This is a genomic window from Streptomyces sp. NPDC060184, from assembly GCF_042728795.1.
Taxonomy (GTDB): domain Bacteria; phylum Actinomycetota; class Actinomycetes; order Streptomycetales; family Streptomycetaceae; genus Streptomyces.
Genome location: NZ_JBHWYX010000012.1, coordinates 113359 through 126615 on the forward strand (window position 1 = coordinate 113359; position 13257 = coordinate 126615).

A 13257-nucleotide genomic window follows, 5' to 3' on the forward strand; every position below is an offset into this window, starting at 1 on the left:
CGCCGACCGCTCCGCCCCTCTCCGTACCGTCGACCAGGAGTGCACCCATCGTGTCCGTGCTCGCAGCGCCGCCCCCGGCCGCACCGCCCGACCAGAAGCCGCCCCGCCCGGCCGCGGCGCCCGACGCGGCACCCTCCCGGCCCGGTCTCGCCCTGACCGGCGCCGCCCTGTGCGTGCTCGCCGCCGTGCTGTTCGGGTTCGCCGCGAACCTCACGGTCGTCGGCCACCTCCAGCACGCCCGGGACCAGCAGGTCGCCCACGACGACCTGCGCGAACAACTCGCCCTGGGTACGGCCCCGGTGGGCCAGCAGACCTTCGACGGCAAGCCGCTCGCGGCGGGAGCTCCCGTCGCCCTGCTGCGCATCCCCGTACTCGACCTGGAAGAGGTCGTCGCCGAGGGCACCACCTCCACCGTGCTGATGTCGGGACCCGGCCACCGGCGTGACACCCCGCTGCCGGGCCAGGCGGGCACCTCCATCGTGATGGGCCGTCAGTGGGGGTACGGCGGGCCCTTCGGCGGCCTGCACAACCTGCCGACCGGCACCCGCATCGACGTCACCACCGGTCAGGCGAAGGCCACCTACGAGGTGACCGGCATCCGCCGGGCGGGCGATCCACTCCCCGTCCCGCTCGCCTCCGGAGAGGGGCGGCTGACCCTGATCACCGCGACCGGCGGACCGTACACCCCTTCCGGCATCCTGCGCGTCGACGCCAAGTTGGTCACCCCCGTCCAGCCGAGTCCGCCGCGGGTGCTGCGCACCGGCTGGATCGCCGAGTCCGAGCAGGCACTGAAGGGCGAGGGCGATGCCTGGCTCCAGGTGTTCCTGTGGACGCAGGCCCTGCTCGTGGCGGCCCTGCTCACCGTGGCGGCGTACCGGGTCTGGGGTCGCTGGCAGACCTGGGCCTGCGGGGCACCCCTGCTCGCCGCCCTCGGCATCGCGGACGCGGGCGCGTTCACCGCCCTGCTGCCCAACCTCCTCTGATCGCACCTCCGTTCACGCTCACACAGACCATCTCGCCGTACCTTCTGGAGTCACCATGACCACCACCGGCACGACCGGCGCGGCCGTCGACCGCGACGACTTCACCGACACCCTGATCCAGCCGCGCGTCATCCGCGGTCAGGGTCCCGCCACCCTGGAGGCCGACGAGATCTCCGCGTGGTTCGGGGACCACAAGGTCCTGGACCGGGTCTCGCTGACCATGCCCGCCCGGCAGGTCACCGCCCTCATCGGCCCGTCGGGCTGCGGCAAGTCGACGTTCCTGCGCATCCTCAACCGGATGCACGAGCTGATCGGTTCGGCCTCGCTGGCGGGCCGGGTGCTGCTGGACGGCGACGACATCTACGACCGGGGGCGCCGCATCACGCAGGCCCGCCGCAACATCGGCATGGTGTTCCAGAAGCCCAACCCGTTCCCCGCGATGTCGCTGTACGACAACGTCCTCGCGGGTCTCAAGCTCAACGCCATCAAGGCGGGCCGCGACGCCCGCGACGACCTGGTGGAGGAGTGCCTGACCAAGGCGGGGCTGTGGCGGGAGGTCAAGGACCGGCTGCGCCAGCCGGGCGGCGCGCTCTCCGGCGGCCAGCAGCAGCGTCTGTGCATCGCCCGCTCCCTCGCGGTGCGCCCCCGCGTCCTGCTGATGGACGAGCCGTGTTCCGCGCTCGACCCGACGTCGACGCGGCGTATCGAGGAGACCATCGCCGAGCTGAAGTCGGAGGTGACCATCGTCATCGTCACCCACAACATGCAGCAGGCCGCCCGCGTCTCGGACACCTGCGCGTTCTTCCTCGCCTCGCAGGGGACGCCCGGCCTCATCGTCGAACACGGCGACACCCAGGCCATGTTCACCTCCCCCCGGGACGCGCGCACGGCCGACTACGTCAACGGGCGTTTCGGCTGAGCCGGCCGGAGAGGCAGGCCCCCTCCCTCAACCGTCCGCCATAACCAGAAGTTCGGTCTTCGCGAAAAACCAGGTCTTGGACTTCTGACTCCCCGCTCGCGAGCATGAACGGGGGACGAGAGAGCGCCGCCGAATTCCTTCCGGCGGCGCTTTCGTCCGCCCGACGAGCAGAAGGAGCGCCGATGCAGAAGAAGTGGTGGACGCTGCTGGGGGTGTGCGGCGGGACGTTCATGCTCCTGCTGGACACCACCGTCGTCTACGTCGTCATGCCCGACGTGCAGGAGGACCTGCACGCCGGGTTCTCGGACCTCCAGTGGGTGGTCGACGGATACGCCCTCGCGCTCGCGGCCCTGCTGCTGACGAGCGGGACCCTCGCCGACAGGTTCGGGCGTCGGCGCCTCTACGCCCTCGGTGTCGTCCTCTTCACGCTCGCCTCCCTGCTGTGCGGCCTGGCGCAGTCCCCGCTGACGCTGGTCCTCGCCCGGATCTTCCAGGGCATGGGCGGATCGGTGATGTTCGCGACGGGGCTCGCCCTGATCGCGGGCAGTTTCGAGGGCCGGGAGCGCGGCACGGCGTTCGGCGTGTGGGGCATGGTCACCGGCCTCGCCTCCGCGATCGGCCCGGTGGCCGGCGGCCTGATCTCCAGCGGCGTCAGCTGGCGAGGCGTCTTCCTGGTCAACGTGCAGATCGGCGCCCTGGTCGCACTGATCGTCGTGCTGCGGGTGGACGAGTCCCGCGCGCCGTTCGCCCGCCGCCTCGACTGGCCCGGCTTCGCCCTGCTGACCTCGGGTCTCGCCACCCTCGTCCTCGGTCTGATCCGGGCGGGCGAGGACGGCTGGGGCGAGAGCGCCGCACTCGCCTTCCTCTCCGTGGGCGGCGTGCTGCTGACGGCCTTCCTCCTCGTCGAAGCGCGGGTCGCGGAGCCGATGTTCGAGCTGCGGCTGTTCCGTATTCCGACCTTCGTCGGCGGGTCCGTCGCGGCGTTCGCGATGAACGGTTCACTGTTCGCGATGTTCCTCTTCCTCGCCGTCCACTTCCAGGAGGTCCTCCGCTACTCCTCGCTGGAGACGGGCGTGCGTCTCCTGGCCTCCTCGCTGGCGATGCTCCTCGCCTCGCTGCTCACGGGCCGTCTCGGCGCCAGGGTCCAGCCCCGTTTCCTGATCGGCGTGGGGCTGCTCCTGGTCGCGGCCGGTCTCCTGCTGATGGGCGGGGTCGACGCACGCTCCGGCTGGGAACACTTCCTCCCCGGGCTGGTGCTGGGCGGATTCGGCGCCGGGCTGGTGAACCCGCCGCTCGCCTCCACCGCCGTGGGTGTCGTGGACCTCTCCCGCTCCGGCACGGCCTCGGGCATCAGCGGTACGTTCCGGCAGCTCGGGGTGAGCGCGGGGGTCGCGGTGCTGGGTTCCACCTTCGCCGTCATCGTCGGCAACCGGGTGCGCGACGGTCTGGCGGCCGTACCGGGTGCGGCCGGCCGTACGGACAGGATCGTCTTCCTGGTCCGGGGAGGAGAAATCGACCGGGCCGCCTCACTGGTCCCCGAGGCGCGGCGGGGGACCGTCGAACGGCTCGCCGTGGACGGGTACGTCGACGGGCTGAACACCCTCCTCACCCTCTCGGCCGGCCTCGCGCTGGCGGGCGGCCTGGCGTCCCTGCTGCTGATCAGAGCGGCCGACTTCCGGGCCGCGCAGCCGCCGAAGGCCCCTGCCCCGGCCCCGGAGAGTCCCGAGCCGAACCACGGGCGGGCGAGCGGCGGTTGGCGGTCCTCCGGGACCGGCCGTACACGGGGGTGACGCTGCTCAACGCGGTCATGCTGCTCCACATGCCGTTGCTGAGCGTGGCGTTGCCGCTCTGGATCGTGGGGCGCACCGCGGCGCCGGGGCCGCCGTCGCGCGCCTGATCGGGCCGCTGCTGCTCACCACGTTGATCCTGTCCTGGGGCTTCACCGGCTGGCTGGTGCTAGGGCGTGTGTCGAAAGTGGCGCCGTCCGCCCGGAGGGCGGGTCCGGCGGCGTTCGGTGCGTGCGATCGCAAGGCGGAGGGTCGCCCCGATACTGGATGTATCGGGGCGATCCCGACAACGCGGCGAGCGTGCGTGCCGGACGCCGCCGGACAGGCGGGACTTTCGACACACGCCCTAGGCGGGCTCTTCCTGGCCGCCGGTACGGCGACGGGCCCGGCGGTACGCCGGGCCCGCGCTCGTACGGCACACCGGGCCCTTGGCACCGCCGCGGTGGTGGAGGGGAGTTGACCTCGCTCCCTCGCACATGCCCCTCAGCCGGCGGGCGGACGGAACTCCGGCTGGTCGATGAGGCGCAGCCAGCTTCCGTCCGCCTGGCGCCGGACCACCTGGGCACGGGCGCCGGAACCGTCCTTGGGCGGGGTGGAGGTCAGTGCGACATCACCGATGATCAACGTCGGAAGCGGCTCCTCCGCCTCGAACGTGGGTGCGTGGGACAGCACTTGCTCCCACAGCTGCCGGATGGCCTCCCGGCCGACCGTGGTGCTGCCGGGCGGGTACGCCATCACCGCGTCCTCCTCGTAGAGCGCCGCGAGTCCGGCGGCGTCGCCCGCGTTGGCGCGCTCCACGAAGAGGCGCGTGAGGTCCTCCGGCTTCAGGGCCTTCTCGTTTTCGGGCACGACGTTCCTTTCCGGTAGGCGATCACTGCCCTCTCATGCTCCTTCGCGGGCGCGGAAGAAGTCCAATCAATCGCCTCAACCATCCCTATAATCAGAGGTTATGGAACTCAGGCAGCTGAAGTACTTTCTCGCCGTGGCCGAAGAGTCCAACTTCACCCGGGCCGCCGAACGCGTGCACATCAGCCAGCCCGGGATCAGTGCCCAGATCCGCCAGCTGGAGCACGGACTCGGCGCCACCCTCATCGACCGGTCGGGCCGCGGCGCCGGGCTGACCGCCGTGGGCGAGGTGGCCTTCGAGCACGCGCGTGCGGTACTCGACGCGGTGGAGGCGCTGCGGCACGCGGTGGACGAGATGAACGGACTGGTCCGGGGCCGGCTGGTCGTCGGCATGGTGACGGCATGCACGGTGGAGCCGCTCTTCGAGGCGCTGTCCACCTTCCATCTGGCGCACCCGGGCGTCGAGATCGGCCTCGTCGAGGACGACTCCGCGCGGCTGGTCGAACGGGTCCGCGCGGGGGACGTCGATCTCGCGCTGATCGGCGCGGCGGGCCGGGCGCCGGATGACCTGGACGGGCACGAGGTGATCAGCGAGCCGATCGTCGCGGCCGTACCGCCCGGGCATCCGCTCGCCGCCCGGGCGGCCGGCGGGGTCACCCTCGCCGAGCTGTGCGCCCACCCCCTCGTCTGCCTGCCCCCGGGCACCGGCATCCGGACCGTTCTGGACCAGGTCTCGGCCGCCCGGGGCCTGACACCCACGGTGTCCCTGGGCGCCACCGCACCGGACGCGGTGATGCGGCTCGCGGAGCGGGGGCTGGGGGCAGCGGTGCTCTCCGCGTCCATGGTGGCCCGGCGGCCGGGGCTGGTGACCGTACCCCTCACCGACGCGGACACCCCTGCCGTACTGGCCCTGGTCTCCGCGCCCACCAAGAGCCCGGCACTGCGCGAACTCCTCGCGCACTGCCGGGAGTCGTTCGCGGCACCGGACGGCGACGCGCGGAACGACGACGCGCCGGACGACGCGTCGGGCGGGCGCTCGCCGGGCCGGCGTCCGAGACAGGCGAACCTCAGGTGACGGGGTACGACATCGTGAGACGTTCCGCAGCTCACGATGGCGGGGGTATCTCCGCCGGAGCAGGCTGACCACATGCCCTCGACGGTCACCTTGAGCTCAAAGCGAACCTCGGAATCGGCGAGCGGCAGCCGGGCGGCGGTTCGAAAACGGTGAACCTCGCACCTCCGGTGGGTACTTGGCGGACACCGGGGCGGACGGTCCTGCGGCCACGGCGATCCGCCCCGCGACGACGGGCCTCTTGCGTTCGCCAGGTGTACGCCGTCACGTCACGAACCCGCCCCCGCCTCGTCAAGGGGGACCGCTGTCCTTGGGGCGCCCCTCACCTCATCCCCCCTCACCCCCGAGGTCGTCACCCATGACTGAGCTGGACCGTCGCAGGTTTCTGCGGATCGCCGGAGGTACCGCGGCCTTCACGATGCTGAACGAGAGCATCGCGAGGGCCGCCGCCATACCGGCGCAGGGCAGGACCGGAACCATCCAGGACGTCGAGCACATCGTCGTACTGATGCAGGAGAACCGCTCCTTCGATCACTACTTCGGGGCGATGAAGGGGGTACGGGGCTTCGGCGACCCGCGGCCGGTGCTCCAGGACAACGGCACGTCCGTCTTCCACCAGTCCGACGGGACCAGGGACGTCCTTCCGTTCAACCCGCAGGTGGACGACCTCGGGATGCAGTTCCTGGAGGGGCTGAACCACGACTGGGCGGGCGGCCAGCAGGCGTACAACAAGGGCAAGTACGACAAGTGGGTGCCGGCGAAGACGGCCACCACCATGTCGCACATGACCCGGAACGACATCCCGTTCCACTACGCGCTCGCCGACGCCTTCACCGTGTGCGACGCCTACCACTGCTCCTTCATCGGAGCCACCGACCCCAACCGCTACTACCTGTGGTCGGGCCACACCGGCAACGACGGCACGGGCGGCGGCCCGGTCCTCGGCAACCAGGAGGCCGGTTACGGCTGGAAGACCTATCCCGAGCGGCTGGAGCAGGCCGGGGTCTCCTGGAGGATCTACCAGGACATCGGCGACGGCCTCGACGCCGCCGGGTCCTGGGGCTGGATCAACGACGCCTTCCGCGGCAACTACGGTGACAACTCCCTTCTGTACTTCAACAGTTATCGCGACGCCCAGCCCGGAAGCCCCCTCTACGAGAAGGCCCGCACCGGCACCGACGTCAAGTCGGGCGGCACGTACTTCGACCAGTTGCGCGCGGACGTGACCGCCGGGACCCTCCCGAAGGTGTCCTGGATCGCCGCCCCCGAAGCCTTCAGCGAGCACGCGAACTGGCCCACGAACTTCGGCGCCTGGTACATCTCGCAGGTCCTGGACGCGCTGACCGCGAACCCCGCGGTGTGGGCGAGGACCGCCCTGTTCATCACCTACGACGAGAACGACGGCTTCTTCGACCACGTAGTCCCCCCGATCCCGCCGTCGTCCGCCGCCCAGGGCCTCTCCACGGCGGATGTGTCGAAGGATCTGTACGCGGGCGGCGCGGACTACGCGGCGGGCCCGTTCGGGCTCGGTCCGCGCGTGCCGATGATCGTGGTCTCGCCGTGGAGCAAGGGCGGTTACGTCTGCTCCGAGACCTTCGACCACACCTCGGTGATCCGCTTCATGGAGAAGCGCTTCGGGGTGCGCGAGCCCAACATCTCACCGTGGCGCCGCGCCGTCTGCGGCGACCTGACCTCCGCCTTCGACTTCACCCGGGCGGACAAGGCCCCCGCCGCGCTTCCCTCCACGGACGGATACGTGCCGGCGGACAAGAACCGTCACCCGTCCTTCCACCCGACCCCGCCGTCCACGGGCACCCTCCCGGGTCAGGAGCCGGGCTCCAAGCCGACCCGCGCCCTCGGTTACAGCCCGTACGTGGACGGCCGGGCCACGGTCTCCACCGGCACGTTCACCCTGACCTTCTCTGGCGGCCCCACCCTCGGCGCCCATTTCCACAGCACCTCGGGCAACCGCACGGACGGCCCCTGGCCCTACACCGTCGAGGCGGGCAAGACCCTCTCGGACACCTGGAGCACCAGCGGCACCGGCAACCGGGTCGATCTCACGGTCTGGGGCCCCAACGGCTTCCTGCGCACCTGGCGCGGCCCCACGACGAAGCCCGGCCCCGAGGTCACCGCACGCCATGTGACGCCGGGCGGCAACCTGAAGCTCAGCATGACCAACTCCGGCCCGAACGCCGTGCACCTGACGGTCACCAACGCCTACGGCGGGGCGGCCCAGACCTTCAAGGTCAAGGCGGGCGCGACCGTCACCCACACGCTCGACCTGCGGGCGGCCTCCCGCTGGTACGACGTCACGGTCGTCTCGGACGCCGACGCCACCTTCCTGCGCCGGTTCGCCGGTCACGTGGAGAACGGCGAACCGGGTGTCTCCGACCCGGCGATCAGGACGGTGTGACGCGCCCCTTACGACACCACCCCTTCCAACGCCCCCCTGACGCCGCTCCTCCGGCGCCACTCCTCCGGCGCCACTTCTTCAGCGCCACTCCTCCGGCGCCACTTCCTCAGCGCCACTTCTCCGGGTGCGCGGCAGCCGCCGTCCCGGGACCGGCAGGTCCCCGGGCGGCGGCTGCGGGCGGCGGCTGCGGGCAGACCCCCGAGGCCGGGCTTCACCATTCCTCCACCCCTCGTTCACGTGCGTGTACCTGCCACGTACGATCATCCCGCGCCGACGCGGTGTTGCGGCATCCCGCCGCCGAGCGGTCGGTGCCAGGAACTGGGAGGGGAACCGACGATGCGACTTCACGGCATCCGACGACGTGGTGTCCGGCTCGCGCTGGCGGGGGTGCTGGCGGGGGTGCTGCTGCCGGTGACGGCGGCACAGGCCGGTGCGGCGACGTCCCACACGTACAACGTGTGGCAGTGGAACGTGGCGGGGGACACGATCCACGAGGGCTCCACGACCGACGGTCTGATCGACCAGGCGGCTGCCTCGATCGTGAACCGCTCGGCGGACTTCGCCTCGTTCAACGAGCTGTGCCGGGGACAGTACGACGCCCTCGTGACCGCGCTGCGCGCCAAGGACTGGCCCACGGACACGCAGAACTTCGCCCGCTTCGAACCGAGCCGCGAGGCCGGCAACTCCTCGGTGTGCAAGGGCGAGGCGTTCGGCAACGCGCTGTTCAGCAAGCGGGCGCTCGGCACGGCCGACCGGATCACGCTGCCGGACGACGGCACGGCCGAGAAGCGCAACCTGCTGTGCGCACCGCTGACCGACGGCTCCGGGACCCGGTTCTGCACGACCCACATCACCACCCAGGGGACGTACAACGTCGCCCAGCTGGAGGCGGTACGGGCGAAGCTGGAGGCCTACCACGCCGCGGGCGAGACGGTCCTCATCGCGGGCGACTTCAACGCGCAGCCGAGCTACGGCCGGCTGAACTCCTTCTACGCGCCCAGCCTCGACGTGCCGAACAATGGCAACAACACCGGCGCGTACCGGGAGCTGGACGACAACGACTCGGGCAACTGCCTCGGCTACGGGGAGTGGACCGCGGAAGGCACCCCCGGCTCGGAACCGCCGTGCGGGGGCAACGCGAAGCTCGACCTCATCTTCGTCCGCGAGAGCACGCTGGCCGGATCGTACAGCGGGGACTCGCTGGGCATCTCGACGTCCTGCACGGGCGTCACGGCCTGCTCGGACCACCGGATCACCATCGGCACGGTGACCGTCGGCTGAAGCGCTGCCGGTCGTCAGACGGCGGCCCCTCCTGCGGACAGGAAGGGCCGCCCCCGATCATGGCCGTTTCCGCGTACGGCAGCGGCTACGCCCGGTCCAGCACGACCTTCGCGGGGAGCCCGCCGTTCTCCGCGCAACCCAGCTCCTCGGCCATGGCCACGGAGATGGAGTGGGCCACGGTCGCGTAGGCGTCCTTCAACGCCCCGCTCTCGTCGTCGATGTCCTTCGGCATGCCCCAGCGCATCACTTCGACGCCGATGTGGGCAGGATTCGAACCGGCGAGCTTGTCGCTCCGGCACGCGAACTCGACGAGCGCCTTGTCGGGCGTGGTCCAGGCCGTCTCGCCCATCTTCAACTCGGTGTACTCCGGACCCATCGGGTCCGTCGAGGTCGGGGCATCGCGTGCCAGATCCCAGGTGATCCTGAGCTGGATCTCAGGCGTACCGACGGGTGTGAAGACCCGGCAGATGTCCCCCGTGCCGACGCTCTCGGTGATGAACTTCTTCCGCAGGGCGCTCGCGGCCTTCGTGATCGAGTACTCCTTCGCCGAAGCCTCCAGCCGCGACTCCCCCGTGATCACCTTCAGCGCCTCGGCCGCGTCGGCGGACACGGCGTCGCCGCCGCAGAGTTCCGTCCCCGCCACCGCCTTGTCGGCCGCTTTCGCGGCCGGGTCCTCGTCTCCTCCACAGCCGGTGGCCCCGAGAAACAACGGGCCGGCCATGGCCACCGCGAGGAGCCCCCCGCGTGCTGACCTACGACTGATCACTATCCGCATCCTTCTGTGTACTCGGCCGTCCAGCGACCTCAGTCGGTCTCCGGGTCGTTGCCCTGCTGGTTCTCCCGGTCGTTGCCGACCCCGTAACCGATCAGCATCGATTCCTTCAGGTCCTGCCTGAAGGTGTCCCGGTCTCCCACGCCGTGCCGATCCAGGAACTCCTCCGTCGGGGACTCGGCCATGCTCTCACCGCCGGCGTAGATCTTGGTCTTCTCCTCCCGGGTGAGGTCGTCCAGCTTGTCCGCGTTCGCGTCCACCGAGTTGTCGGAGAAGTCGCCGACCATCTGGCCCATGACCTGCTCGACAGCGCCGCTGGCGGTGTCGGTCGCCAGCGGGATGAGCACCGCGGCTGCGCCGACGGCCGCCGTCGCGGGCAGGAAGGCGACGCCCGCTGCGACACCGGCCGCGGCCCCGAACTCGACCCAGCCCGAACGCTTTTCGACCGCCTTCTCGTACTCCTCGTGGGTCTTGAGGTTCGTCGCCTCGACCTGGTCGGCCCGGGACTGGTCGAGCATGCCCTGCACTTCGGCACCCACGCGCACGGTCGCCCGGGCCGCGCCCTCGTCGATCTTTCCGTCCGGCCCCACCGTGTTCTCCAGGGCGCTGCTCGTGTAGGCCTGCTCCGCCGTCGAAACCGTCGCGTAGGCGTCCGGGTGCTGGCCCAGGGTGCTGAGGAAGCTCCGGGCGATGCTCCGCCCGTTCCCGTCCGCGGTGTCCGCGAAGTCGAGGTGCGCGCCCTTGCCGTCACCGGGCGCGAACACGCTGCCCGGGTCGTTCTTGTCCAGCGCCCAGTTGATGTCGTTGATGTAGCCGGCGCCCATGGTGCCCAGGCTGTCGGACATCGCCCCGTTGTCCTTGAGCAGCTTCGGGTCCGCGCCGTACTTCTCCATGACCTTTTCCATGACCGCGACGTTGTCCTCGTCGCGCACCACACCGGCGTCCGGCTGCCCGTCCGGATAACCGAGCGTCGCCGCCTCCAGGGCATGGCCGAGCGCGTCGGGCATCTGGTCGAGCGACGCCTTGAGCTCCTTGTCGTCCAGCGAGTTGACGTCGGGGAAGGACTCCCACTTCTCGTTGCCGAAGAAGTCGAGATAATTGTCGATGCCCTTGCCGAGGTTGGCCGTGGCGCCGGTGTTGACCGTGCCGTCCTCGTTGTACGCGGTCGGGGTGTCGGTGAAGAACTTCTTCGCCGCGTCCGGGCTGTTGCCGAGCGCCTCCAGCATGGCGGAGACCGGGTCGTATCCCGCCCCGTTCACGCCGGAGGGGTTGAACGGGTTCTTGAACGGGCTGTTCACCACCTTGTTGTCGGCGAACATGTACGGGTCCTTCTGGTGGAGCTGCGCCACGTGTTCGGCGATCGGGTTGAGGAACTTCGCGTCGTAGTTCCCGTACCGCATGATTCCGCCGAGCAACTGGTAGCCGTACGGGCCGTTGTAGTCACCCTTGGCCAGCGGAATACGCTCCGTACCCAGCTTGCGGAGTTCCGGGCCCCACTTCTCGGTGAAGTCCTTGTCGTGCGAGGCGGTGGCCAGGTTGAGGCCGAGGTTCTTCTGGAGTTCCTGGACGTCCTTGAGGCGCTCCGGGTCGACCTTGCCGTACTCGTACGTGTCCGTGGAGAGCTGGCCGAAGAACGCGAGCGACTTCTCGGGGCCGAGCTTCTGGTAGAAGTCCTTGGAGAACTCGACCGACGAACTGTTGTCCTTCAGCAGCTCGTTGAGCTGCTGGAGCTCGGTGTGCGTGATGTCGCGGCCCTTGGCGGCCAGGGCGGCGGCGCGGTCCGCCTCCTCCTGGTCAAGCTTCGTGTACTTGGGGGCGCTGAAGTCCTTGCGGTCGCCGACGTTGGCCTGGAGGGAGTTCTTGAAGGCGAGGTCGTCGTCGTTGCAGTTGTCGACGATGAGGTCGATCTTCTTCTGCCACGACGCGATGTTCTCCCGCTCCTGGTGAAGCAGGTCGGGATAGTCGGGGTCGTGCCGAGCCGCGTTGCTCTCGGACAACGGGTGCCGCGCCGAGACCTTGCCGGTCCCGTCCACCTTGACACCGGCCGCCGGGCCGTCGTGGTCCCGGATGGCGACCAGCTCGTCCTTGGCCTTCTTGATGGCCGTGCAACCGTCTTCGAGGATCGCCTTGATGCCCTTGGCCTCGGCCGCGGCGTCCGAGAACTCCTTGACCGTCTTGCCGATGAACTCCTTGGTGACCCCCGCGTTGACGCCCGCCCAGGACGCTCCGTCCGCCTTGGCCTTCATCCCGCTCGCGGCGTCGGCGGCGAGCTTGTCCAGCTTTCCCGCCATCTGAGACCAGTCGTCGGCGGCGGCCTTCAGCTTCGCCACCGGGGCGTCGACTATGTCCTCGTACTTCAGCATGTGCGTGCTCCCCCGAGCCCTAGTTCATGTATTCCGTGAGCACGGATATCTTCGTCAGATCCCCGTCGACCTTCACCTCGTCCTTGGCGTGCTGCGCCTTGGTGTAATCGAGGTGGTTCGAGATCTGCGCACAGGAATCCAGCAGCGTCTTCAGGTGGGTCTGCCAGGAGTCGTGCACCTTCAGCACGGCCGCACCACTCGTGAAGTTCCCGCTGGTCAGCGCGGTCGCCGCGTCGGCCGTCGAGTCACGGGCGATGTTGCCCTCCTTCGTCAGCCGATTCCGCAGCCCGAAAGCCTCATTGCCGATGGCACCGAGTTCGTCGTCATTGACGACCAGATCACCGTCACCACCGCCACCGCTGCCGCCGTCGGCCGGGATGTGGTCGATCTGCATGGCGGTCCGCTTGGCTGCCGCCGCGCGCAGTTCGGCCCATTCTTGCTCGAACGTCACGAATTCCCCCAAGTCCCTCCGGGCAGGCCGCTCCACCGTATTCGCGCGGCCACCGACGCAATCACCGTATCGTCTGAGTCCGCGCCCGCGCCCGGGCGGCTGGTGAGGATTCTCCGAATTCCGGACGAAAGCATCGACTCCTGCGCCGCCGGGCCCACTTCCACTCCTCCTTCCCGTCGGCCGGGACCCGCACCGCGTCGCCTCACCCCCTCGGGCCCACGGGACCGGCGCCCGCGACGGTCCCGGCCACCACTGGCTGTCCCTCCCGCCTCCGCCCGCACGGGCGGTGAACCGGCGAGTCCGGGAGAGCACATGCCGGAGCCGACGGTGGCCGTGGAGCCAGGAGGGGACAGAAGCCGCTCTTCAC

10 protein-coding genes are annotated in these 13257 nt (G+C 70.1%); 6 read left to right on the forward strand and 4 right to left on the reverse strand.

The window, feature by feature from the left end:
- Positions 1-50: 50 nt before the first annotated feature.
- From ACFWEE_RS10965 to ACFWEE_RS10975, 3 genes are all read left to right on the forward strand, one after another.
- The gene (locus ACFWEE_RS10965; protein WP_386888281.1) at positions 51-983 is read left to right on the forward strand and encodes a sortase; all 933 of its coding nucleotides are present in this window, start codon (positions 51-53) and stop codon (positions 981-983) included.
- A gap of 55 nt (positions 984-1038) precedes the next feature.
- Positions 1039-1902 carry a phosphate ABC transporter ATP-binding protein gene (locus ACFWEE_RS10970; protein ID WP_386888282.1) on the forward strand — a complete coding sequence of 288 codons (864 nt, stop codon included), beginning with the start codon at positions 1039-1041 and terminating at the stop codon, positions 1900-1902.
- Between the two features lie 182 nt (positions 1903-2084).
- Positions 2085-3692, forward strand: coding sequence for an MFS transporter (locus tag ACFWEE_RS10975; protein ID WP_386888283.1), 1608 nt, complete (start codon positions 2085-2087; stop codon positions 3690-3692).
- Between the two features lie 480 nt (positions 3693-4172).
- On the opposite strand, the gene ACFWEE_RS10980 is transcribed toward ACFWEE_RS10975, so the two are convergent.
- Positions 4173-4538, reverse strand: coding sequence for a YybH family protein (locus ACFWEE_RS10980; RefSeq protein ID WP_386888284.1), 366 nt, complete (start codon positions 4536-4538; stop codon positions 4173-4175).
- 100 nt (positions 4539-4638) lie between these two features.
- On the opposite strand from ACFWEE_RS10980, the gene ACFWEE_RS10985 reads away from it, so the two are divergent.
- The 3 genes from ACFWEE_RS10985 to ACFWEE_RS10995 all read left to right on the forward strand — a co-directional run bounded on the left by ACFWEE_RS10985 (position 4639) and on the right by ACFWEE_RS10995 (position 9304).
- Positions 4639-5610, forward strand: a complete 972-nt coding sequence (locus ACFWEE_RS10985) for a LysR family transcriptional regulator (protein WP_386888285.1) — start codon at positions 4639-4641, stop codon at positions 5608-5610.
- A 355-nt stretch (positions 5611-5965) separates the two neighbouring features.
- The gene (locus tag ACFWEE_RS10990) at positions 5966-8023 is read left to right on the forward strand and encodes a phosphocholine-specific phospholipase C (protein ID WP_386888286.1); all 2058 of its coding nucleotides are present in this window, start codon (positions 5966-5968) and stop codon (positions 8021-8023) included.
- A 336-nt stretch (positions 8024-8359) separates the two neighbouring features.
- Complete coding sequence (locus ACFWEE_RS10995) at positions 8360-9304, forward strand: endonuclease/exonuclease/phosphatase family protein (RefSeq protein WP_386888287.1); 945 nt, start codon at positions 8360-8362, stop codon at positions 9302-9304.
- An 85-nt stretch (positions 9305-9389) separates the two neighbouring features.
- On the opposite strand, the gene ACFWEE_RS11000 is transcribed toward ACFWEE_RS10995, so the two are convergent.
- Genes ACFWEE_RS11000 through ACFWEE_RS11010 form a run of 3 tightly spaced genes read right to left on the reverse strand, consistent with a single transcriptional unit; the run spans position 9390 to position 12890 of the window.
- The gene (locus ACFWEE_RS11000) at positions 9390-10079 is read right to left on the reverse strand and encodes a hypothetical protein (protein ID WP_386888288.1); all 690 of its coding nucleotides are present in this window, start codon (positions 10077-10079) and stop codon (positions 9390-9392) included.
- 29 nt (positions 10080-10108) lie between these two features.
- The gene (locus ACFWEE_RS11005) at positions 10109-12439 is read right to left on the reverse strand and encodes a hypothetical protein (RefSeq protein WP_386888289.1); all 2331 of its coding nucleotides are present in this window, start codon (positions 12437-12439) and stop codon (positions 10109-10111) included.
- A 19-nt stretch (positions 12440-12458) separates the two neighbouring features.
- Complete coding sequence (locus tag ACFWEE_RS11010) at positions 12459-12890, reverse strand: hypothetical protein (RefSeq protein WP_386888290.1); 432 nt, start codon at positions 12888-12890, stop codon at positions 12459-12461.
- Positions 12891-13257 lie beyond the last annotated feature (367 nt).

Excerpts from the sequence above, each read along its gene's own strand:
- ACFWEE_RS11000 (WP_386888288.1), bottom strand. The coding sequence starts at position 10,079 with ATGCGGATAGTGATCAGTCGTAGGTCAGCACGCGGGGGGCTCCTCGCG.
- ACFWEE_RS11005 (WP_386888289.1), bottom strand. The coding sequence starts at position 12,439 with ATGCTGAAGTACGAGGACATAGTCGACGCCCCGGTGGCGAAGCTGAAG.
- ACFWEE_RS10995 (WP_386888287.1), top strand. The coding sequence starts at position 8,360 with ATGCGACTTCACGGCATCCGACGACGTGGTGTCCGGCTCGCGCTGGCG.
- ACFWEE_RS10985 (WP_386888285.1), top strand. The coding sequence starts at position 4,639 with ATGGAACTCAGGCAGCTGAAGTACTTTCTCGCCGTGGCCGAAGAGTCC.
- ACFWEE_RS10975 (WP_386888283.1), top strand. The coding sequence starts at position 2,085 with ATGCAGAAGAAGTGGTGGACGCTGCTGGGGGTGTGCGGCGGGACGTTC.
- ACFWEE_RS10990 (WP_386888286.1), top strand. The coding sequence starts at position 5,966 with ATGACTGAGCTGGACCGTCGCAGGTTTCTGCGGATCGCCGGAGGTACC.
- ACFWEE_RS10970 (WP_386888282.1), top strand. The coding sequence starts at position 1,039 with ATGACCACCACCGGCACGACCGGCGCGGCCGTCGACCGCGACGACTTC.